General features: G+C 38.4%; 21 protein-coding genes. 8 read left to right on the top strand and 13 right to left on the bottom strand.

The window, feature by feature from the left end:
- The first annotated feature begins 230 nt into the window (after positions 1–230).
- Positions 231–2,858 carry a cation-translocating P-type ATPase gene (locus ABDZ53_RS03150; RefSeq protein ID WP_343753892.1) on the top strand — a complete coding sequence of 876 codons (2,628 nt, stop codon included), beginning with the start codon at positions 231–233 and terminating at the stop codon, positions 2,856–2,858.
- A gap of 102 nt (positions 2,859–2,960) precedes the next feature.
- Here ABDZ53_RS03150 and ABDZ53_RS03155 read toward each other — a convergent pair whose 3' ends face one another.
- Entirely contained in the window at positions 2,961–4,361 is a 1,401-nt protein-coding gene (locus tag ABDZ53_RS03155; protein ID WP_343753894.1) for a 6-phospho-beta-glucosidase, read from the bottom strand.
- Positions 4,362–4,506: 145 nt separating this feature from the next.
- On the opposite strand from ABDZ53_RS03155, the gene ABDZ53_RS03160 reads away from it, so the two are divergent.
- Both ABDZ53_RS03160 and ABDZ53_RS03165 read left to right on the top strand, forming a co-directional pair.
- On the top strand, positions 4,507–5,034 hold the full coding sequence (locus tag ABDZ53_RS03160; protein ID WP_343753896.1) for a 3'-5' exonuclease: 528 nt from the start codon (positions 4,507–4,509) through the stop codon (positions 5,032–5,034).
- A gap of 529 nt (positions 5,035–5,563) precedes the next feature.
- A complete protein-coding gene (locus tag ABDZ53_RS03165) occupies positions 5,564–5,884 on the top strand; it encodes a hypothetical protein (RefSeq protein ID WP_343753898.1) in 321 nt (106 codons plus the stop codon).
- A 138-nt stretch (positions 5,885–6,022) separates the two neighbouring features.
- Here the strand turns inward: ABDZ53_RS03165 and ABDZ53_RS03170 are convergent, their stop codons facing one another.
- Positions 6,023–6,541, bottom strand: coding sequence for a GNAT family N-acetyltransferase (locus ABDZ53_RS03170; RefSeq protein ID WP_343753900.1), 519 nt, complete (start codon positions 6,539–6,541; stop codon positions 6,023–6,025).
- Entirely contained in the window at positions 6,534–6,992 is a 459-nt protein-coding gene (gene tsaE / locus ABDZ53_RS03175) for a tRNA (adenosine(37)-N6)-threonylcarbamoyltransferase complex ATPase subunit type 1 TsaE (protein WP_343753902.1), read from the bottom strand. The genes ABDZ53_RS03170 and tsaE overlap by 8 nt, the downstream gene beginning before the upstream one ends.
- A 114-nt stretch (positions 6,993–7,106) precedes the next feature.
- On the opposite strand from tsaE, the gene ABDZ53_RS03180 reads away from it, so the two are divergent.
- Both ABDZ53_RS03180 and ABDZ53_RS03185 read left to right on the top strand, forming a co-directional pair.
- Positions 7,107–7,727, top strand: a complete 621-nt coding sequence (locus ABDZ53_RS03180) for an MBL fold metallo-hydrolase (RefSeq protein WP_343753982.1) — start codon at positions 7,107–7,109, stop codon at positions 7,725–7,727.
- Positions 7,728–7,745: 18 nt separating this feature from the next.
- A complete protein-coding gene (locus ABDZ53_RS03185; protein WP_343753904.1) occupies positions 7,746–8,717 on the top strand; it encodes an asparaginase in 972 nt (323 codons plus the stop codon).
- A gap of 189 nt (positions 8,718–8,906) precedes the next feature.
- Here the strand turns inward: ABDZ53_RS03185 and ABDZ53_RS03190 are convergent, their stop codons facing one another.
- The 4 genes from ABDZ53_RS03190 to ABDZ53_RS03205 form a co-directional block, all read right to left on the bottom strand.
- Positions 8,907–10,346, bottom strand: a complete 1,440-nt coding sequence (locus tag ABDZ53_RS03190; RefSeq protein WP_343753906.1) for a glycoside hydrolase family 32 protein — start codon at positions 10,344–10,346, stop codon at positions 8,907–8,909.
- A gap of 18 nt (positions 10,347–10,364) precedes the next feature.
- Positions 10,365–11,747 (bottom strand): PTS transporter subunit EIIC, encoded by a 1,383-nt coding sequence (locus ABDZ53_RS03195; RefSeq protein ID WP_343753908.1) that lies wholly within the window; start codon positions 11,745–11,747, stop codon positions 10,365–10,367.
- Positions 11,748–11,850: 103 nt separating this feature from the next.
- Complete coding sequence (locus ABDZ53_RS03200; RefSeq protein ID WP_343753910.1) at positions 11,851–12,840, bottom strand: LacI family DNA-binding transcriptional regulator; 990 nt, start codon at positions 12,838–12,840, stop codon at positions 11,851–11,853.
- Between the two features lie 2 nt (positions 12,841–12,842).
- Positions 12,843–13,595, bottom strand: coding sequence for an acyl-[acyl-carrier-protein] thioesterase (locus tag ABDZ53_RS03205; RefSeq protein WP_343753912.1), 753 nt, complete (start codon positions 13,593–13,595; stop codon positions 12,843–12,845).
- A 260-nt stretch (positions 13,596–13,855) separates the two neighbouring features.
- Between ABDZ53_RS03205 and ABDZ53_RS03210 the strand changes: the two genes are divergently transcribed.
- Entirely contained in the window at positions 13,856–15,391 is a 1,536-nt protein-coding gene (locus ABDZ53_RS03210; RefSeq protein ID WP_343753914.1) for an AbgT family transporter, read from the top strand.
- 53 nt (positions 15,392–15,444) lie between these two features.
- On the opposite strand, the gene abc-f is transcribed toward ABDZ53_RS03210, so the two are convergent.
- The gene (gene abc-f, locus ABDZ53_RS03215) at positions 15,445–17,013 is read right to left on the bottom strand and encodes a ribosomal protection-like ABC-F family protein (RefSeq protein WP_343753916.1); all 1,569 of its coding nucleotides are present in this window, start codon (positions 17,011–17,013) and stop codon (positions 15,445–15,447) included.
- Positions 17,014–17,375: 362 nt separating this feature from the next.
- On the opposite strand from abc-f, the gene ABDZ53_RS03220 reads away from it, so the two are divergent.
- Positions 17,376–17,645, top strand: coding sequence for a hypothetical protein (locus ABDZ53_RS03220; protein ID WP_343753918.1), 270 nt, complete (start codon positions 17,376–17,378; stop codon positions 17,643–17,645).
- Between the two features lie 279 nt (positions 17,646–17,924).
- Here the strand turns inward: ABDZ53_RS03220 and ABDZ53_RS03225 are convergent, their stop codons facing one another.
- Positions 17,925–18,554, bottom strand: coding sequence for a superoxide dismutase family protein (locus tag ABDZ53_RS03225; protein ID WP_343753920.1), 630 nt, complete (start codon positions 18,552–18,554; stop codon positions 17,925–17,927).
- Positions 18,555–18,697: 143 nt separating this feature from the next.
- Between ABDZ53_RS03225 and alr the strand changes: the two genes are divergently transcribed.
- Positions 18,698–19,867, top strand: coding sequence for an alanine racemase (gene alr / locus ABDZ53_RS03230; protein WP_343753923.1), 1,170 nt, complete (start codon positions 18,698–18,700; stop codon positions 19,865–19,867).
- Positions 19,868–19,949: 82 nt separating this feature from the next.
- On the opposite strand, the gene ABDZ53_RS03235 is transcribed toward alr, so the two are convergent.
- From ABDZ53_RS03235 to ABDZ53_RS03250, 4 genes are all read right to left on the bottom strand, one after another.
- Complete coding sequence (locus ABDZ53_RS03235) at positions 19,950–20,132, bottom strand: hypothetical protein (protein WP_343753925.1); 183 nt, start codon at positions 20,130–20,132, stop codon at positions 19,950–19,952.
- A gap of 48 nt (positions 20,133–20,180) precedes the next feature.
- A complete protein-coding gene (locus ABDZ53_RS03240) occupies positions 20,181–20,372 on the bottom strand; it encodes a hypothetical protein (RefSeq protein ID WP_343753927.1) in 192 nt (63 codons plus the stop codon).
- Positions 20,373–20,421: 49 nt separating this feature from the next.
- A complete protein-coding gene (locus tag ABDZ53_RS03245) occupies positions 20,422–20,643 on the bottom strand; it encodes a hypothetical protein (RefSeq protein ID WP_343753929.1) in 222 nt (73 codons plus the stop codon).
- Positions 20,644–20,986: 343 nt separating this feature from the next.
- Positions 20,987–21,820: a 3D domain-containing protein gene (locus ABDZ53_RS03250; RefSeq protein WP_343753931.1), complete on the bottom strand. Its 834-nt coding sequence runs from the start codon at positions 21,818–21,820 to the stop codon at positions 20,987–20,989.
- Between the last annotated feature and the right edge of the window lie 125 nt (positions 21,821–21,945).

Consider the following 21,945-nt stretch of genomic DNA (forward strand, 5'->3'; position numbering starts at 1 on the left):
TTTTTGTAAGTGAATTAACTTGCTTTTTTTTCTCCCCTTAATTATAATGAGCCTAACATTCAAATAGGAAATGCGGGAGTAACTGGCAGATTTTTCTGCTACAGTGCCACCAACCGTAGATATAATATCTGCTGGTGCTGTATTAAATAGTGAGACGCATACGGAAGTGAGTGAGTTTTTCCGTATGCGTCTTTTTTTATCTCACTCCAAAAGCATAGAAAGGAAAGAAAATGGATTATTATAAAGAAAGTATTGAAACGGTATTGTCGTCTTTAAACACCTCTACCGAAGGAATTATGACGGAGGATGCAAAAAAGCGGCAAGAAGAACAAGGGTTTAATGAAATCAGTAGAAAAGATAGACAGTCTACACTCTCTATGTTCATTGATACCTTTAAAGACCCATTGGTTATCGTCTTGCTTATCGTTGCCATCGTGCAAATCGTATTAGGAAAAGCTGCTGAATCTCTCATTATTTTTGCGGTGCTTATCATCAATTCAATCTTAAGTGTCGTTCAAACAAAAAAGGCAGAAGATTCTTTAGAGTCTTTAAGACAAATGGCTACTCCAACGACTACAGTCATTAGAAATGGTCGTCCACAAAATGTCGAGGCTAGAGAACTGGTCAAAGGGGACATTGTTCTTTTAGAAGCGGGAGACAATATTCCAGCAGACGGAAGACTGATTGAAGCGGAATCTCTTCAAGTCGTAGAAGGGGCATTAACAGGTGAATCGGTTGCTTCAGATAAATTCGTTGATAAGCTGGAAGAAGATGCCCCTCTTGCGGATAGAAGTAATATGACTTATAGTGGCACGCTTGTCACTTACGGTAGAGGAAAAATGGTTGTCACAGCTATTGGAGAAGAAACAGAAATGGGTAAAGTCGCCCAGTTGATTCAAAGTGCAGAAGCCAAACAAACCCCTCTCCAACGAAAGCTGGAAGATTTCAGTAAAAAACTGGGTATTGGTATTCTGATTTTATCCATTCTCATTTTTGCTATTCAAACTGTTCGAATCTTCTCAGGAGATTCACAAGACTATACTGTTCCATTAGTTAACGCCTTTATGTTTGCGGTAGCTGTGGCTGTTGCGGCTATTCCTGAAGCTCTCCAATCCATCGTAACGATTGTCTTATCTGTTGGAACAAATAAAATGGCTAAACAGCATGTGATTATCAGACAATTGCCCGCAGTTGAAACACTGGGCTCAACTAGTGTTATCTGTACTGATAAAACAGGTACTTTAACTCAGAATAAAATGACGGTAGTGGATGCATTTATTCCAAATGGTGAATCAAACTTGTTCTCAGGGGATAAGCAAACGTGGTCAGAGTCTGAAAGATTACTCATGCAAATAGCCGTACTAGCGAATGATTCCAATATTGATGAAAAAGGGGAATCGAGCGGTGATCCGACGGAAGTGGCTTTAATTGCTTACAGTAACAAGCAAGATGCACCCTATGAAGAAATCCGTAAGAAATACCCGCGTTTACTCGAGCTGCCTTTTGATTCAAGCAGAAAGCGCATGTCAACCGTGCATGAAATCAATGGTGAAAAACACCTCTTAACCAAAGGTGGGCCAGATATTATCTTCGACTTGTGCTCACGTATTAAGCTGAACGGTGAAATTGTCGAATTAACAGAAGAACGATTAGAGGCTCTCAAAGCGCAAAACGAAAAGTTCTCTGACCAGGCCTTTCGTGTGTTAGCTTTCGCTTACAAGCCTATTGAAAAAGATACTATTGAAGTTGAAGATGAAAGTGATTTAATCTTTGTCGGTTTACTTGCAATGATCGATCCTCCAAGAGAAGAAGTGTATCACGCCGTTCAGGATGCAGAAAAAGCAGGAATTAAAACTGTCATGATTACTGGTGACCATAAAACGACTGCACGAGCCATTGGTCGGAACTTGAATATTTTCAAGGAAGGTGACCTTGCTTATACCGGACAAGAATTAGACGCGTTAAGCGATGATGAGCTGATGGACAAGTTAGAAAAAATATCAGTTTATGCGCGTGTTACTCCAGAAAACAAGATCAGAATCGTAGATGCTTGGCAAAAGAAAAACCAGGTGACCGCAATGACTGGAGATGGAGTGAATGATGCCCCTGCTTTAAAACAAGCTGACATCGGGATAGCCATGGGTAGTGGAACAGATGTGGCTAAAGATGCCTCTGATATGATTTTGACAGATGATAACTTTGTATCTATCGTTCATGCGGTTGATGTCGGGCGTACGGTTTACAGTAATATTAAAAAAGCTATTGCTTACCTATTCTCAGGTAACTTAGGTGCTGTTATTGCGATTTTAGTTGCTTTATTACTCAATTGGGTTAACCCCTTTACAGCATTACAATTACTCTTTATTAACTTAGCTAATGATTCCCTTCCTGCTATTGCTTTGGGATTAGAGCCTAGAGAACCTAACGTCATGAATGAATCACCGAGAGATCCTGATGAGTCTATTTTCTCAGGAAAAACCTTAAGCACAGTTATATTCCGGGGTTCTTTAATCGGTCTAGCGGTTATCATTTCTCAGTTTATTGGGTTGCAGTACTCAGCTGAGATAAGTGTAGCGATGGCCTTTACAACACTTATTTTATCTAGAACATTGCAAGTATTCCCTGCGCGTTCGACTACTCAAACTAGTTTTGAAGCAGGATTCTTTACTAACAAATTTATATTAATGGCCTTTATTGCTTGTTTAGGCCTATATGGAATCACTCTTTTACCTGTTGTTAGAGGAGTCTTCTCTATTCCAGATACGTTTGGATTAGTCCATTGGGCTATTGCCACAGGATTAGCTTTGGCAACCACTGTTATAATGGAATTGAGAAAGATTGTGTTCCCAGCTAAATAATTGCGTTGTTGTATAATCAATATCAACTCGCTGTGTAATTTTTAAATGAGTTAACATGAAGCAAAAAGACTAACCCGTTAAATGATGGGTTAGTCTTTTCTTTTAGTTTGATTTCATTAGTTCATCCACGTAAGTCACAACTTCTTTATCGTTTTCTTCAATTTCCTTAATTTTTGATGCGAATTGTGGCAAATAGTCTTTATGGGCATAAAGCATTTCGTCTAGTAACCTCTTAGCAATTGTTCCTCCTGGAATAAGCGGGTTCACAGTAAAGGCTTGTAAAGCAGCACCGTAATCACCGGATATAGCTGCTTCTATAACCGTTTCCTCCATTCCTTTCATTGATTGAAGATCCCCTCTGGCTCCGGCATTTTCAAATGCTCCCCAGTTATAAGGTTCAAAGCCATGTCCTGTTACAACTCCGGATACTTCTACAGCTGAATCATACGGTAAGTCTATAATCGTTCCGTTATTTATTGTCGACACGACCATTTCTGTACGCTTATCATTTTGAATTGAGGCAATAATTTCACAGGCCGCATCGCTATAATGCGTCCCTCCACGCTGAGATAACTCTTCCGGTTTATAATCTAATGCCGGGTCTTTATATAATTCAAATAACCGTTTCTCTGTTTCTTTAACGACTTGAGCCCGTGTTTCACCCTTTTTAAATTCTTCAATAGAATGGTTCAGCATCTCATCTTCAATGTAGTAATACCTGTGATATCCACATGGCAGCATATTTAAATGTTGAATCTGTTCATAATGGAACTCCGCACTATGAATGTTTTTCAAATGGTTATCGTCTTCATTCTGTGTTGGTCCATATAAAATGTCAATCAGTTCACTTGTTCTTTCTTTACCTGACTTATCCCAGACTCTATGCCAATGGAAGTGATTAATTCCTGCAAACTTGAAGAATAAATCCTTTTCAGGAATATCCAGTTTGTCAGCGGCAGAAGAACAGTGACCGATAGGCACGTTACATAAGCCGAGTGTTTTCTCCCATCCTCCATATTTAATCGCCGCTTCTGTGACCATACCAGCTGGATTTGTAAAGTTAATCAGCCAGGCGTCCGGACACTGCACTCTCATATCTGCTATAATATCTAAAATAACCGGAATGGTACGGAACGCTTTAAATATTCCTCCCGCTCCGTTTGTTTCTTGACCTAAAACGCCGTGAGATAAAGGGATGCGTTCATCTTTCACACGTGCATCCAATAGCCCCACTCTAAACTGGGTTGTTACAAAGTCAGCCCCTTTCAAGGCCTCTTTCCTGTTTAAAGTTAAGGTGACTTTCCAGTCCAACCCGGCTGCTTTCACCATTCTTTTAGCCATTTCTCCTACGATATCCAGCTTTTCTTTTCCTGCTTCAATATCGACCAGAACAATTTCCTCGATAGGCAATTCATCTTTTCGATTGATATACCCTTCTATTAGTTCAGGGGTATAACTGGATCCTCCACCTATTGTCACAATTTTCAGCTTTTGCTTAGCCATACGTCTCCTCCTAATTGTTTTCTTCGATTTTAAGTCTAAAGTATGAAATGGATTCCATACAAGCGCTTTCTTGATTAAGTTTTACTTGAATGTGCCGCGGATACTGCTATACTTTAGAAAGATTAAATATAATGAGGTCATTTAAATGAATTTTACAGCTATTGATTTTGAAACAGCCAACCGTCAATCACACAGTGCCTGCTCAGTCGCTTTAACCATTGTTAAAGACAGTGAGATTGTTGACGAGTTTTACTCGCTCATCCAACCAGAAACATGGTTTGATCAGTTCAACACCCAAATTCATGGTATTAGTAAAGAAGATGTTGCGGATTCTCCTAAATTTCCAGAGGTATGGCAAGCCATGCAACAGTACTTTACGGAAGATCAACTCGTTGTCGCTCATAACATGCCTTTTGATAAGCGTATTTTACAAGGGACATTAAACTATTACGGCTTGCGATCACCGAAATTTAAAACCTTGTGTACGGTGCAGTCATCTCGAAAACTGCTTAGAACCCTTCCTAATCATAAATTAAATACAGTTGCAGCTCATTATGGGATTCCTTTTAACCATCACCATGCCTTAGATGATGCTAGAGCTTGTGCAACGATTTTGCTTAACCAAGAGAGAGAATTTGGTGAGTTGTCACTGCAGCGATTGATAAAACAATAAACACTTTCTAACAAATAAAGGAGCTCTGACCGTCAGATTATACATTTCAACTTCACGGGGATGACCTTTACCATTAAATTATCACTATGAACCGTAATGTGAAAGTCTAAATGATAATTGAGGTTGTCTCCTGTAAAAGTGAATCAAAAATGATTGAAGTACATTTAGCTAGATAAAATGCAAATTAAACGTGACTGTCAGTTTTTTTCATTGTGATGAATAGAGAACTATGTACGTATGGAATACCCTTTTTAATAATGATATGATATAGCGTACTGTATTTAAAATCACAATATGGTATATTTTGTCTATAGTAGAGTAATATGTTTTCATTCGGCTACATAGGTATTCCCACCACAATATGTAAGCGCTATTTCAAGCTATTGTAAAAATTGATGAACAGCAATTAAAGTCCGATAAAAACCTCTTAGATAACCATGAAATTAAAAAAACTTTAGAAGCTGATATTGATAATGCCATAAATAATAGAACAATATTATTCACACAGGATGAAACTTTTCAAAGAGAAGTGATCACTAAGACAGATAACCTAACTCAACTTAGTGAGCTTTCAACACATATTGCAATTATCGAAACGACTGAATTAATAATAGAAAACCCTAATTTAAAAGCATATAATGCAAAGTTGATTGAGGGACTAAAAGGTAACTTTACAAGTGATTTGAGAGTTCATCTACCATCTAATACAGAAATGTACGAACACTATTTAGTATTTGGCAGATTTGAAGACCATATTTTTAAAATTGCAACTCGTGAAGACAGTGTTTATCAAATTAATACTAAGGAGTTCAGTCAAGTTTACAATGCATTAAAGCATACAGATGAATAATGAACTTGGACTAGTAATATGTAAGATGAATTAAGTATAAAAAAGTTTGTCACTCTCAGTTATCTGTGACAAACTTTTTTTGCATATACAGTTATAAACTCACTATTGACTAGTCACATGAAATATCAGACTAAAATTTCAAATTAAATAGCTCATCAAACAGACAGAAAAAAACTCTCCGTCTATCTTTATGCCTCTTTCCATTCGTGCTTCTTCCTCAAATCCTATTTTTTGATAAAGTGAGCGGGCTCTTTCATTTCTTTCTTGGACTTTTAGCTCTAAACGTGCAAGGATAGACGATTCGTCTGCCCAATTAATAAGCTCTTCCATTAACAATCGCCCTAAGCCTATTCCCCAGTATGATTGGTCAATGACAATTCCCACTTCTCCGATGTGTTTAGTCTTTGTCTCATCGGTTCCATAGATTGTGGCCATCCCAATGATGTCTTCACCTTCTAAAGCTAGTATGAGAGTATTATTCTCAGAAAAATAAATGGCATCGAGGTGATGTTCTTCCTCTTCTACAGACACATTCGTCATATCCATACTTTGAGTAATATAATCTGTTTGGGAAGATACTTTTCTTAAGAAGGACAATACCTGTTCCGCATCACTTGGAATAGCTTCTCGAATAATAACATCCATTGCTTCACTCATGTGATAACCTCTCCAAAATAGCTTGATACTCTTTTCCTTGAGCGTCTAATGTGATTTCTCGTTCTCCTGTTTCACTATTGACCTTAATCAACACTTTTAAATGCTCTTTCGGTAAGTCTTCTGCCATAAAAGAGCCCCATTCCACAAGGGTCACACCCTCACCATAAAAGTATTCTTCTAAACCTAAATCTTCCTCTTCCATATCTTCCATACGGTATAAATCCATGTGATAGAGGGGTAACTTTCCATCCGTGTACTCTTTTATCAACGTATAGGTTGGACTTTTTATGATGCGCTTAATGCCTAGCTCTTCAGCTACTCCTTTTGTAAAGGTGGTTTTCCCAGCACCCAGCTGTCCTTCCAATAACAGAGTCATATTCGGTTTCAATAATCGTGCGATTCTTTTAGCTAAGTCTTTTGTTTCTTCTTCGTTTTTTGTGTATACCTTCATGTTAACCCTTCCTCTTTCAAAGTAATCCTATCGTACCACACCCTCATTCATCTTTCGACAGATTTCTCTGAATCAGTTATACTATTAAGTGAATACAAAGGAGGCACTTAAATGATTCAAGTTAAACAAGTCGTAACAGGTTTAATTCAAGAAAACTGTTATATTATTTATAAAGACCAGGACGCCCTTATTGTCGATCCGGGTGATGAAACGAGTAAAATAAAAAATGAACTAGAAGCTTTGGAAGTGAGACCCCTAGCCGTTCTTCTAACTCATACTCACTTTGACCATATCGGTTCACTTGAGGACATCCGGGTCGATTATGACATTCCAGTATACGTCAGTCCATTAGAACAAGAATGGCTATCCGATCCTGTTCTTAATGCATCAGCGAATAAACCTTTCCCTATTAAAGCAAACCAGGCTGAGTACCAGTTTGAGCCGACTCAAACCTTGACGATTGGACCGTTTACGTTTGACGTGGTGGCGACACCTGGTCACTCGCCCGGAGGAGTCAGCTTCATTTTTCACGACGACCGATTTGTCATAACAGGTGATGCCTTATTTAGAGGCAGTGTAGGCCGTACGGACTTAATAGGCAGTGAACCGGAAAAATTAATACCAAGTATTGAAAAAGAGTTGTTTGTTTTATCTGATGATTATGTCATTTATCCTGGACATGGAATGGATTCAACCATCGGTCATGAAAAACAGACCAACCCATTTTTCACCTAATATGAAGGAGGCTATTATTTGAAAAGAATATTACTCATCCATACCGGTGGTACCATTTCCATGAGTACAGATCATCGGACAGGTGCTGTCAAACCCAGTGCGGAACACCCGTTACATGAATACAATCATTTATTTGAAGAGAACCTTGAGATTATAGAAGAAGACATTTTCCAACTCCCTTCTCCTCATGTCACTATAAAAGAAATGTATCAGATTCAGCAGCGGATTAATCAAGCAATAGAAGAAGATTTATATGATGGGGTTGTGTTAACTCATGGAACAGACACCTTGGAGGAAACAGCCTATTTCTTAGATTTAACAACAGATGCCCCATTTCCAGTCGTCTTAACCGGCGCCATGCGTCCGATTGACGAAATAGGGTCAGACGGCGTTCGCAATCTCCAAAGCGCTATATGGACTGCCTTGGCTCCTGAAGCGAAAGATAAAGGGGTCTTAGTGGTTATGAACGAAGAAATTCATACCGCGCGTTACGTGACGAAAACGCACACGACAAATGTCGCGACCTTCAGAACACCTACCTTTGGTCCTATTGGCATTGTTTCTAAGGCAGAAGTGCGTTTCTTTCAAAAATTAGTCTTTAATGAAACGTATCCTTTAGAAAAGATAACAAAGAAGGTATCTTTGGTGAAGGCTTATGCCGGTATGGACAGCACATTGCTGGATGCTTTGGCAGAAGCTCAAATCGAAGGCTTAGTTATAGAAGCACTGGGTGCGGGCAATTTACCTCCTGAAACGTTACCGGGGCTCAAAAAATTACTTGATAATAATATTCCTGTCGTCATGACTTCCCGAGCATTTAATGGTATTGCTCAAGATATTTACGCTTATACCGGCGGAGGAAAGCATTTGAAACAATTAGGAGTGATTTTCGCTCCTGGTTTGACTGGTCTAAAAGCCCGCATCAAGCTACTTGTTTTATTAGAACAATCTCTATCAGAAGACGCCATACACGATTTGTTTTTAAAATAAGTTGAAAATAAAAACGGCTCAAAATTGGCCTTATGACTGATATAACTCTAACGGAAGCCTCCCTTTAAAAATGGGGCTTCCGTTTTTTTATATCAGGGCTCACAGTACTTTCAATTTGAATGAAGGGAAAGCCTTTTTATAAAGTAAAAAAAGACAGCCTGCTCCTTATGGATAGACTGCCCTTCTCAATTATTTACTTAATTCCCATTTTGTTGCTAGAAGATCCGCTTTACCTTTTATTAAAACAGTGTCTCGAAGCTTTTTAGGATACACGCGAGAGGTCATGACATATTCGCCATCATTTATAAAAATCTCAATAGACGATGTGTCCACAAATAAATGAATAGTCTTTAACTCCTCCAGCTGAATGGAACGAGTCGAGCGCCCATAACCAGACACACCATGATTGAAACTGAATACATTGTTCTCATAAGAAAGGGTGGTATCTTCTTTCAAATACATATTTAATGGTCCTTCTAACTCTTTTATCTCAACCAATAATTCAAACGTATCTGTTTGGTTGAATTCTAAAGTTGAATCAGCTCCCATGATTGATTGAACTTCGTTCTTTCTGATTTTCTGATACTCTTTTAATGGACGCTGCATTAACTGCCCATTTTCAATGCTTAACTCTCTTGGTAAGGTCAGAGCATGCTGCCAGCCCCGAGCAGGTGTTGGATTAGAATATTCGGGCATCGTGTCGCCTATTCCCATCCAGCCAATTAATAGACGTCTGCCAGACTCGTCTTCAAAAGTTTGAGGAGCATAAAAGTCAAAACCTCGGTCCAACTCTTTGAATGGTGTATGTGGAACAAATCGATTGTTTTCCCAGTCTGTTTCACCAAGATAGTACCCAGCATTATGAACATTCTCAAACTCATACTTTGTCGCTTTAAGACCTTGGGGAGAAAATAGCATCACATCTTCGTCAGGTGTCTCAAAGAAATCAGGACATTCATACATATATCCCATTTCTCTGTCTCCTTCTAAAAAGATACCTTTATACTCCCAGTTATATAAATCATCAGAAACATAAAGTAGAATTTTCCCGTGATGATCGAGTGAACGCGATCCTAAGACCATGAAGTATTGACCATTTTTCTCAAATACTTTTGGATCGCGAATATGATCGGTAAACCCTTCAGGATAAGCTTCATGCGGAATACAAACCTCTCGGTAATCAATCGTATACCCATCTTTACTTACAACATGAACCGTATTCTGCTCGCGTCCACTGAAGGTATAATCATGTTCACCAGGCTGTTTGACGTTGCCTGTATAGAAAAAGTGAATCGCATTATCTTTAACAAACGCACTACCAGAATACACCCCATCTTTATCATAGGGTTGATCTGGTGACAAGAAAATAGCCTGATCTTCAAAATGAACTAAGTCTTTAGAAGTCTTATGCCCCCAATGCACTAGCCCTCCATTAGGATTGTCCGGTACATATTGATGGTAGACATGATAGGTGCCATTAAACTGAACCAATCCATTAGGATCATTTAACCAGCCTGCTTCAGGCATTAAATGGAAGTTTAACCGCCAGGGATCCTGCTTAATTTTCTGTTTTAATTCATCTTGAGTCCCCGCTAGTTCTTTCCAGTATTGACTTGATAATTCACTCATTTAAATCTTCCTAATCTATTATTTGACATTTAACTCTTCCTTAATTGGTTTGCTTTGAACTCTGACTAATACAAAGGCGACAGCAAATGCTGCAGCGATAACAATAATATACTGAATTAAGGCAGCGATACTATGCGTATAGAGTAAAATACCTGGGATAAACGTGATTCCCAATCCAGTAGCCGCTAAGCCAAAGAGATAAGTGACAAATCCACCGACTGCTCCACCTATCATACCAGAAGCAAAGACACGGATAGCTCTTAAGTTCACACCGAATAGTAATGGTTCAGTAATTCCGAACAGTGTTGAAACAGTTGAAGATAAGGCATTTGCCCGCTTAACTTTATTATTCATTAATAAAGCTGCAGATATTGCCGCACCAAACTGACCGGCCATCGATGCTGTTCCAAGTGTGTTTAACACGTTAAAGCCTGTATCACTAATTAATCCTAATTCAATGACACTTAGTGAGTGGTGCAGACCAGTAATAACAATGAGTTGCTGGACGGCTGAGTAAATAATGTATCCAATACCTAATGGTGCTTCTACTAACCAGACAATCCCGTTTAATACACCACTTTCCAGTGTTTGCAAAATGGGACCTAATACTAATAACATAACAAATATCGTCACAGCTAAAGACACGAATGGAGTGACAATTAAGTCCATCACTTCTGGAACAAATTTACGTAGCCATTTTTCAATTTTAGAAATCAGATAACCGGCAACAATAGCAGGTATAACAGAACCTTGATAGCCCACCACATCTATTCCAAGTAAAGTCATAGGTGCTGCATCTCCACTTGCAACAGCCCATGCATTAGGCAGTTGTGGTGCAACCATCATTAAACCAACGACGATACCAATACTCACATTTCCACCAAATTTACGAGTGGCACTATAAGTAATAAGCACCGGTAAGAAAGCAAAAGCTGTATCTGTCAGCATTTCAAATATAGCTAACCAGTTTTCATCCATCTGCACGCCAAGTTCAAGAAGTAGGCCACGTACTCCCATAAGTAAACCGGTTGTGACTAACGCCGGGATTAACGGGACAAGAATATCTGCTAATATTCGGACTAATCTTTGCAGAGGATTCAAGTTCTGATACACATCATCCTTAAAATCTCCACTGCTGTCGCTAGTTGATGAGCCGCCCATTGCTTTTTCAAAATCAGCATGTACAGCATTAACTTTACCGGTTCCAAAAATGAACTGATGCTGTCCAGTATTAAAGAAATACCCTCTTGATTCAGGCACCTCTTCCGCTTTGGCTTTGTCCACTTTGCTGTCATCTTTTAAAATAATGCGCATACGAGTGGCACAATGCTCAAAGTTTTTTATGTTATCTTCTCCGCCGACTGCCTCGACTATGGCATCAACTGTCTCTTGATATTTCATTTTTTTCATCCTCTCAAAATTATTGGTTCCGTTTTCTGGATCCTATTCTAAAAAAAGTATATCAGGAACCGGTGCCGTTTGCAAGAAAAAAGAAAGCCCTTTCTCAACTTTCTTTATATTCTTTTGTCGATTCTTTAACCTCTAATACATTCCCTAATTCTGACAACATGGGAACGGTCTTTTTATTAATTAGCAAATCGATTTTTTTGACTGATTCTTCTCCTAATCTCTTATAAGGATAACTTACGGTTGTAATAGTCGGCGTGACATAACTCGTAGCTTCATAGCCACCGAATCCTGACAGGGAAAAATCTTCCGGCACTCTATAGCCTAATTCACTTGCTGCTTTTAATACGGCTACAGCAATATTATCAGTTGCACACACAATATATGTTGCTTTCGTCTCTGGTAAAAACTTTAGTGCTTTTTCATAAGCGATAGTTCGAGAAAAAGTCGTTTCAATGTATTCTACTTCTGAACTCTTTTCTTTCTTCAATGTATCCAAAAAGCCTTTTTTTCTGTCAATACCTACGGCCTGGTCGTACTCGGGCACCCCTACGTATAAAAAGTGTCGGTGACCTAACCCCAAGGCGTACTCTCCTATTTGTTTGCCTGCTTCATAATCTTGGTGAATCATACTATGAATGGTCCCTGCCTTTTGTCCAATAAATAGAAAAGGCAGGGAAGCCTGATTAATCAAGTCAATATGCTGTTTCGTAATTTGTCTGGCAAGCATAATAATGCCTTCTACTTTTTGAATCGCTAAGGTTTGAATGTTTTCCAGTTCTCTTTCTAAATTCTGATCAGAATTCGTTATAATCAACTGGTATCCCAGCTCTCTTGCTGTCGCATCGATGCCTTCCAACACTTCGTTGGTTGAAGAAGAATTCAGTCTGGGAATAATCACACCCAGCATATTTGTTTTTTGCGCTTTGAGACTGCGGGCAAAGGTGTTAGGCGTATAGCCTGTTTCTTTTATAATCTTGTCTATTTTCTCTCTTGTCTGAGTACTGACTGATCCATTGTTCAAGTAACGAGAAACCGTACTCTTAGCTACTCCAGCTTTTTTTGCAATATCGTTAATCGTAACCATGATTACCCTTCTTTCTTATTCCTATCCCAAACAAAGGTAGCTGTACAATTCGTCATGCCATTCGCTGACAAGTGATGAGTGGTAATGAGTTCTTCTTCCTCATATGTATTAGAATAAGAGGTCACTGTTTCATTTTCTTTCACTTCTTTTTCAAAAGAAATGACACCCTTTTTAATTGTATGATTGGATAAAAAGGCTTCATCCAAGCTTTCTAGCGCCCAGTTAATGTACCGAGAATTATTGACATGGTTATTTGAGTCAATATCAAAATAGCTGACATCAAAAACTTTTTGGCTAGCTGATTCTTTTTCTACTGGCTGAGCTTTAACATTTCGCCTAATTCTCTTAGAAAATTCAGCTTGATAAGGCTCTATGACTATTTCAGGTAGACGAGCCATTTTTCTTTTTTCAAGATCCATCAATGCGAAAGTTGTTTTCACCGTTATAATCACTTCATTATTTTTGTCTCTTACATAAAAGTCCCGGTATGTAAATAATTTATTATACTCCGTAGCTATTGTTTCGATTTCGACTGTTTCTTCTGCTTTAGGCAGACGGCTTATTTCGAAATCATAGTGGATGATAATCCAACTAAGTCCCATCGCTCTCACAAAATCTTCTCCCCTATTGAGTAGCGCAGATTGTTGCCCTGAAATTTCCAGTAGTACATTGACTAACATGGAAAGTGTAAGTTTATTTGTCCGATCACACATATAGTACCTAACAACTTGTTTTTGTTTATAAGATTGAGCCATTTCATCATCCCTCGTTTACTGTCATTCATCTATATAAGTATAGAAGGAAACACACTAAATTACAATTTAAACATGAATAGAATAACTAATAACTAATATAACCAGTCAGTTGTTTATTTTTAAATAGGAGTTGAAATCACTCTATCATTTGGTTTAAAATATAGAACGTATAAATAAAATTCTAATCGTTTTAACAGTCATTTTACATTTACTTGTTAACGAATTTTATTGTTTTTTAATACATACGAGGAGGAATTAACATGAGTGATTCTGAAAAGAATACACAAAAAGGCTTTTTCGGTATGATTGAGCGTGTCGGAAACAAGTTACCACACCCTGTCGTACTGTTTATTATATTAGCATTAGGTATTATTCTCATTTCCGAAATTGTTTCTCGTTTAGGAGTGACAGTAACTTATTTTGACGCAGGAGCAAATGAGGATATAACAATTGAAGCTGTTTCATTAATGACTGGAGACGGTTTGGCACATATTTTCAATAGTGCCGTCAGCAACTTTACAGGATTTGCCCCATTAGGTACCGTGCTTGTGGCAATGCTCGGTGTAGGGGTAGCTGAATGGACAGGATTAATTGGAACTACTTTAAAAAGATTATTAAATAATGTTCCTAACGTCTTATTAACCGCTGCTGTTGTGTTTGCAGGTATAAATTCTAATATCGCATCCGATGCTGGTTATGTTGTCGTTATTCCTTTAGGTGCGATCGTCTTTGCTGCTGCAGGACGTCACCCTATTGCAGGTTTAGCTGCAGCTTTCGCAGGAGTTTCCGGAGGATTCTCTTCCAACTTAATTTTTGGTCCAACAGATGCTTTACTTGTTGGGATAACCAATGAAGCATTAGCATCAGCTGGTATTAATTATGAAGCAGCCGTAACAGCCAACTGGTACTTCATGATCGTTTCAACCTTTGTGTTAACTATTGTGGGTGCTTACGTCACTGATAAAATAGTGGAACCAAGACTGGGTGAGTACACAGGTGATTACCAACCAAACGAAGACCCTATTACAGATGATGAAAAGAAAGGGATGCGTAATGCGCTTATTGCTTTACTAATCTTCCTTGGAATAATGGCTTTCTTAATGGTTCCTGAAAATGCGCCATTTAGAGCACTAAATGAAGAGACCGGGCAAATGACACTGGATGCTTTCTTGTCCCAAGGTCTGTTATTTATGATTTTCCTACTGTTCATCATACCTGGATTCGTTTACGGACGTACAACAGGTAAAATTAAATCGTCGCATGATTTTGTAAAAGGGATGTCGGAAGCCATGAGTTCAATGGGTGGCTATTTAGTTCTAGCATTTTTTGCTGCTCAATTCATTAACTACTTCTCTTATACTAATTTAGGAACAATTCTTTCTGTTGCGGGTGCTGACTTATTAGATGCTATTGGATTTGTTGGCTTGCCACTTATTTTAGGCTTTATTATAGTCACAGCCTTCATCAACTTGTTCGTTGGTTCGGCTTCTGCTAAATGGGCCATCATGGCACCTATCTTTGCTCCAATGTTGTTCGAGTTAAATATTGCTCCTGAAATGACATTGATGGCTTACCGTATTGCCGACTCATCTACTAACATCATTTCACCTCTGATGAGTTACTTTGCTATGATTATCGTCTTCGCTCAGCGTTACGACAAGAAGAGTGGGATTGGAACATTGGTTTCCACCATGCTATCTTATTCTATCGCATTCTTGATTACTTGGTCCATCTTGCTTGTTATCTGGTACTTCACAGGATTACCACTTGGACCAGGCGCTCCAGCTACACTTTAATTAGACTATTTAAAAGACATGTCCTCAGTTTGAGGACATGTCTTTTTTTAACTCTACTTTTCTAACATTCTCTTTCGATTTAATAAATCCTGGAACTGTTTTTCTTTTTCTTCAGATGGGTTTAGTGACAATTCACTTAAAACAGACGTCAACTGATTTTCTATGCGCATCAATTCTTCTTCTCTTTCATTTAATGATGTGTCATGGGATGATTGCTCCCATTCTGAATACGTTCCATTCCATTCAGTCAGTTTGGTTTCTTCTATTATCCATAGTTTATCAACGATAGAAGAAATAAACGCTCGATCATGGGACACGACTATGAGTGTGCCATCGTAGTTTTTTAATAGGTTTTCTAATGCTTCAACTGCTTGAATGTCTAAAAAGTTTGTTGGTTCGTCCAAAATCAAGGTATTATAGTCTCCTACTAATAATTTTGCCAAAGATACTTTGACTCGTTCGCCTCCACTCAAAACAGACACTTTTTTAAAGACGTCATCACCAGTAAAACTGAGCTGAGCCAATACAATTCTAATGAGTGTCTCTGTCTGTACAGCTTCTTCCGACACATTTTCCAAAATACTTTTATCTGTATCCAGAGTATTTAAATTTTGAGCAAAATAACCTGTTTTCATAGCTGGAGATAAAACCAAATCAGGGTGACCAGATAATAACTGTCGGATCAGAGTCGTCTTTCCACTTCCATTGGATCCTATTAAACCGACTTTTTCTCCTCCTTTTAAAGAGATATTCACCGGTTTCCATAATAGTTTACCTGGAACATGTCCTTCGAAATCAAACCCTCTTATGATAAAGCGCTGACGAATCATCTCGCTATCGGGCACTTCCATTTTAACGATTCCATCCTCTTTCGGTTTTTCAACTTTTTCAAGCTTATCTAATCGGGTTTCGATTGATTTCTGTACACTGTGCAGTTTTTTAGCTTTACTTTGAAAATAATCACTGGCTCCTTTTAAATTATACTCAGAATCTCCTACAGGTACTTTTCTTTTAGTCGCATCTCTTGCCTGTTTGGCTTTCATCACCTTCGCCTCTTGCAGTTGTTTTGATTTTTTGATATATTTTTCATGTTCTGTTTGTTGAAACTGTTTTTCTTTTTCTTTCTCTTCTTTATAATCCGAATAATTTCCTGAATAAATCTTAATAGTTTGATTATCTAACTCCCAAATCGTCTCACATACATTATCCAGAAAAGCTCGGTCATGAGATATAACGATATAAGCACCGTGGTATTTAAGAAAGGCTTTCTCTACCCATTCAATGTGATTCATATCCAGGTGCGTAGTCGGTTCATCTGCCAACAGTACCTGACTTTTTTCGTTCAAAGCCTGAATGACATAATCTGCTGTTACTTCTCCCCCACTTTTTGTTTGACTGCTTTCTTTCAACTGAGGTAAAAAGGAAATCAATGCGTGCGATTCCAGACTTCCTTCATCTGGTTCTATTTCACCTGATAACAGTTTGAGTAAGGTGGTTTTCCCACTTCCATTTGTTCCAACCAATCCAATTCGATTCCCTTTATGAACCGACAAGTGATCCACCTCAAACAATAATCGATCACCGAAACTTTTTTTAACGTTGTGTAATGTCACTAAAGCCATTTTTCTCATCCTTTCAATAAGTGTTATTTTTACCTTATTGTTAGTTTTTTCATCTAAAAAACCCCCTATTCCATCAATCAGATAGAATAGAGGGCATAAAAAGGTCAGAAAAATGTATACAAAAAGTCTACAGATGTCTTAGGCCTCAATTATAAAATCCCATTCTATCTGAAAATGGCAATCCAAATAAACGATTCATCTTGAGTCGTTAGATTACTATTTTCTAAAAAATGAGATTAATTTTTCATTGGCCTAAAAAACACTCCTTGCTTGTGAACTACTTTCAGATTAACGGAAGCTCGCAATTAAGTCAATAGAAAAAATATGGTAAACTATGGAAAACACAACTGAGGAGCTTAAATATGTCTGCTAAAACAAGAAGACGTCTCTTACAATTACTTGGCTTTATAATCGGACTGCTTTTTGGGTGGTATCGTCCTATACAGGTTCAATCCATGTTACCCCTTTTAGGTATTGGAGTCGGGGTAGGTTATTTCATTCTCTCCCGTAGTCTAGACAAAGAGAGAAAGCTCGCTGACATTCCCTGGTTTACCCCCTTACAAATGGTAATGTATTTTATAATAGGTGGAGCTCTAACCTCTTCTTTAACAATAGCACTAGAGTATCTTTAATTGAGTATGTACAGCCTTTTATTACACTTTTAGGTTAATTCAATCTCATGTGATTTATCAGTTTTAGTTGCCACTTTAAACGAATTTAGTTTGCTTAAGTAGTTACTAAACTCTGTTAGTAACCACTTTAAGTAATAACTATTTACTAAAGTAGTAACTAGACGATGTTAACTACCACTTTAGATTAATTCAGTTAGCTTAAGTAGTTACTAAACACTGTTAATAAGCAAAAATGTAGCCCACTCACCAGCAATTCACGGTTGAGTGGGCTTTATTCTGCTAATTTTGTGGAGCAAAGATGACTCCGCCAATCATGCGTTCCCCAGAATCGCCTGATGGATCCGTTTCATAATCATCCGCTTCTGTATGAATGATGAGTGAGGTTCCTTCTTCAGTAGCTAATGTATAATCTTCATCCGGAAGTAAAGTCACGTCCGGTATATCCAGTACCAAGTTGACTATGCCATTTTCAGGTACTTCTAAATTAGGTAAATCACCTAAATGATGACCTGCTTCATTATCAAATCCATGCTCAGCATCAGTTGGATTAAAGTGTCCTCCTGCGTCCTCAAAGCTTGGAGGAGTAGCCTGACCTACTTTATGGATATGCATCCCGTATTCTCCAGCTGGGATGTCTTCGAGGTTTAAAGTGAGCGTGACCCCTTCGTCTCCTTCATCAAAGATAGCCGTTCCCACTCTTTCAGAATTTGTATTATACATTTCGGCAGTTACCGAAGTCATCTCTTCGTCGGTTCCACCTTCTTCTAAATTAAGCCCGCCATCACTTCCTTCAGTATCGTTCCCTGCTTCTTCCTGTCCACTTTCTTCTAATTGATCCACTTCTCCATCGGTACATGCGGCCGTTAAAAGCATCAAACCCGTGGCCACAATTATTTTTCTTTTTAACATTTGTCTTCCCCTAAAACCCGTTTATTTTTTGTTTCATTTTTTCTTATTAATGTTACTATAACAATATGAGAAAAAACAACTAAGAAAAAGCATATAAGTCTTTATTATATTTCACGTTTTAAAGCATAAAGGAGCTGTGAATCATGCAATTTGGAAGTTACCGTCATACAAAAGCAGAAATAGATTTAGATAAGTTAAGTTATAATTACAAGCAAGTGAGAGAATTCATTTCTCCTTCCACCAAATTTATGGGCGTTGTAAAAGCAGATGCCTATGGACATGGGGCAGTGGAAGTAGGCAAACATTTAGAATCACAAGGGATTGACTTCTTAGCCGTAGCCGTTTTAGATGAGGCCGTTGAATTAAGAGAGGCAGGGGTATCCTGTCCTATTTTGTTATTTAGCCCTATTGAACCAGAAACCATTCCTGTAGCTATTGAAAAGGACATTGCTATCACTGTCTTCTCTGAAGAAATTGCAGAGGCCGTCAATACCTATGCAAACAAATTAAAAAAGACTGTCTCTATCCACTTGAAAATTGATTCAGGTATGGGAAGAATCGGCGCTCGCTCAAAAGAAGAAGCGCTCAGAATGGCTCAGCTAATGACTTCTGACTTTATCCATTTCGAAGGCATTTACACACATTTTGCCGAAGCAGAGAATACAGAAAGTCCAGATTATACTCATCAGCAGTACGCCTTTTTTGTGTCAATCATTGATTTTCTAAAAAATAACCACTTTACTTTTGAGCTCCACCATTGTGCCAATACAGCGGCTACCCTCTTATATCCTGACTATCATATGGATATGATTCGTACGGGTATCTCCTTATTCGGTTATCATCCAGACAAGACCTTAGAAGATAAAATAGATTTGAAGCCCATAATGAAAATCAGCACACAAGCAGCTGCTATTAAAGAAGTCAATCAAGGAGAAACGATCGGATACGGTCGGACCTATGCAACTTATCAAGGCGAAAAAATCGCGACACTGACTATTGGGTACGCAGACGGTATCCCCAGAGAGCTATCCAATCGCTGGTTTTTAACTTCTAAAGGTGAAAAGGCGAAGATTGTAGGGAGAATTTGTATGGACCAAATGATGGTGGAAGTAACCCATATTCCTGATTTCACTAAAGATGACGAACTCGTCTTTATTGGGGATCCCAAAGCAGGTTATCCTTCTATTTACACCATGGCAGATATGACAGACAGCTTTCATTATGAAATTCTTTGTGGAATCGGCAAACGGATTCCACGTGTTTACGTGAAAAGAGGAGAAGTGGAAGCTAAACATAATGCTCTGCTTGATTAATAAGTAAAGGAGTGTCGCCACAATCTATATGTGGCGACACTCCTCTTTTTTCATATGAACCTAATAATCATAAGTGACTAGACTATTCGACGTCTTCGTCCATACCGTCATCCATACCATCATCGACACCCTCATCCATTGCTGGATCATCCACTGGATCTTCCATCATTGGATCATCTACGGGCTCGTCTGCCGGTTCTCCACAAGCAGCTAAAAGCATACCCGCTGTCATGGTCATGGCTAATAATTTTGATAATTTTTTCATTATTCTCTCTCCTTTATATGATTAAAACATATTCTTTTTTACTTTTAACTATTCCACATCTGTGTCATCGTCTACATCGCCATCTAATCCATCATCCATGCCGTCGTCTAAGTTATCGTCTGCTGGCTCTTCTACAGCTGGAAGGTCCCCTTCATCCACTTCATCAGGGTCTGCACATCCTGCCAGTAATAAGCCGCCTGATAAACTTAAAACAGCTAACCATTTGCTCACTTTCTTCATAAGGTATCTCTCCTCCATACGTTACCTACATATGCCTTTTTCACTTCATTTAACCGTCTACATCGTCGCCGGCATCATTATCTAGTTCATCGTCTACAGCGCTATCGTCTACTTCCCCGTCTTCCATTTCTTCTTCAGGAACTTGAGGGTCTTCAACAGCCGGATCATCTACTCCAGGGAACTCTTCATTCATATCTTCTCCATCCCCACAGGCTGCCAAGAGTAAACCAGCAGTCATCGACAACATCATTAACTTCGTTACCTTCTTCATCTGTTCCTCTCCTTTTGTACAGATTACTTCTATCTACCGAAATTCTATCAAAATAGGGCATTAAATAAAAGTGATATGCCTTGACAATAAGGACTGAGTTTCTCAACTTAATCTCTTTATAAATATGCGAATTAAATCATTTATTAATATAGGTATCTCGGAGAAACAAGTAATCTTCATCTATAGATATACCCTAACATGAATACTTTTCAAAAAGAAAGGAAACGCTTTTACATTTGTGTGTCTAATTTAACATATATAAACAAGAGATTACATGAGTGTTTTATGTATAAAAAAGCTATAAACACTACTCATTTGAGTAGCATTTATAGCTTGTAATGGGTTATTCTACCACTTGAATTTCTAAGGTGCGTCTTCCGAATTGGATAGCTGCTTGTAAATCTTCCATATGAAGGTCAATACGGTTTCCTTTGATAGCTCCACCTGTATCGCCTGCCACATACTCTCCATATCCAGGGACATAAATAGTTGAACCTAAAGGAATAACATTCGGATCCACGGCAATGACACGTGAATTCTCTCTTAAATCAATTCCAGTAAAAGTAAAATTACTCAATGATGGCTGATTACGAGAATAAGCTGTTGCTTCAACAGTTAACGTATAGCCGTTCGATTGATTCGTTTCCGTTTCAGCTGTTTCAGCTGGAGGAGTCGTCTCTGCTTCCGGTTCGCTGGTTTCAACGGTCGTTTCTGCTTCTTGAGTTTCCTCTTCTTCCTGAGCTTCTACCACTTCAGCTGGCGTTTCTGTCTCTGTTACCTCATCAGTAGACACATCATAACTGACAATGTCTTCTTCGTTTTTAACAGAGATGATAGACGTGTCTTCACTTAAATAAATCGTTGTTCCAACGTGAATTAAACTACGGTTATCAATGTCATTCACTTGAACTAATTTGTCAACTGAAAAATCGGTTGCTTCAGATATGCCCCAAAGCGTGTCTCCCCATTGGAAGGTGTATTCGATTGTTCCATTGTCGGCGTTTTGTTCTTCTTTTTGTGAGTTAATTTCTTCTCTAATTTCAGAAACCGTTCTGGCTTCCCAATTCGAGTGACTGTATTCCTGAGCGCTCGCATCCGTATCATTACCTAACAGAAATAATGTAGCTGCAGATAAAGTGATGCCTGCTTTGACTAAATGTTTGACTTGAATATACATTAGGATTCTCCTTTAATATATGTCTGCTACGTTGATAAAAGGTCTTGCCTCATCAACTGATACGTATCTTAGCATGAATTCTGCGAGAATAAAGGATATTCCTAAACTTGTAACTTCCTTTTAGT

It is taken from the genome of Alkalibacterium iburiense, from assembly GCF_039521845.1.
GTDB lineage: Bacteria > Bacillota > Bacilli > Lactobacillales > Carnobacteriaceae_A > Alkalibacterium > Alkalibacterium iburiense.

Coding starts and splice junctions, on each gene's coding strand:
- ABDZ53_RS03245 (WP_343753929.1), bottom strand. CDS start 20,643: ATGAAGAAGGTAACGAAGTTAATGATGTTGTCGATGACTGCTGGTTTA.
- ABDZ53_RS03240 (WP_343753927.1), bottom strand. CDS start 20,372: ATGAAGAAAGTGAGCAAATGGTTAGCTGTTTTAAGTTTATCAGGCGGC.
- ABDZ53_RS03225 (WP_343753920.1), bottom strand. CDS start 18,554: ATGTTAAAAAGAAAAATAATTGTGGCCACGGGTTTGATGCTTTTAACG.
- alr (WP_343753923.1), top strand. CDS start 18,698: ATGCAATTTGGAAGTTACCGTCATACAAAAGCAGAAATAGATTTAGAT.
- ABDZ53_RS03170 (WP_343753900.1), bottom strand. CDS start 6,541: ATGAGTGAAGCAATGGATGTTATTATTCGAGAAGCTATTCCAAGTGAT.
- ABDZ53_RS03150 (WP_343753892.1), top strand. CDS start 231: ATGGATTATTATAAAGAAAGTATTGAAACGGTATTGTCGTCTTTAAAC.
- ABDZ53_RS03200 (WP_343753910.1), bottom strand. CDS start 12,840: ATGGTTACGATTAACGATATTGCAAAAAAAGCTGGAGTAGCTAAGAGT.
- ABDZ53_RS03210 (WP_343753914.1), top strand. CDS start 13,856: ATGAGTGATTCTGAAAAGAATACACAAAAAGGCTTTTTCGGTATGATT.
- ABDZ53_RS03205 (WP_343753912.1), bottom strand. CDS start 13,595: ATGGCTCAATCTTATAAACAAAAACAAGTTGTTAGGTACTATATGTGT.
- ABDZ53_RS03235 (WP_343753925.1), bottom strand. CDS start 20,132: ATGAAAAAATTATCAAAATTATTAGCCATGACCATGACAGCGGGTATG.
- ABDZ53_RS03195 (WP_343753908.1), bottom strand. CDS start 11,747: ATGAAATATCAAGAGACAGTTGATGCCATAGTCGAGGCAGTCGGCGGA.
- ABDZ53_RS03250 (WP_343753931.1), bottom strand. CDS start 21,820: ATGTATATTCAAGTCAAACATTTAGTCAAAGCAGGCATCACTTTATCT.
- abc-f (WP_343753916.1), bottom strand. CDS start 17,013: ATGGCTTTAGTGACATTACACAACGTTAAAAAAAGTTTCGGTGATCGA.
- ABDZ53_RS03190 (WP_343753906.1), bottom strand. CDS start 10,346: ATGAGTGAATTATCAAGTCAATACTGGAAAGAACTAGCGGGGACTCAA.
- tsaE (WP_343753902.1), bottom strand. CDS start 6,992: ATGAAGGTATACACAAAAAACGAAGAAGAAACAAAAGACTTAGCTAAA.
- ABDZ53_RS03155 (WP_343753894.1), bottom strand. CDS start 4,361: ATGGCTAAGCAAAAGCTGAAAATTGTGACAATAGGTGGAGGATCCAGT.
- ABDZ53_RS03160 (WP_343753896.1), top strand. CDS start 4,507: ATGAATTTTACAGCTATTGATTTTGAAACAGCCAACCGTCAATCACAC.
- ABDZ53_RS03220 (WP_343753918.1), top strand. CDS start 17,376: ATGTCTGCTAAAACAAGAAGACGTCTCTTACAATTACTTGGCTTTATA.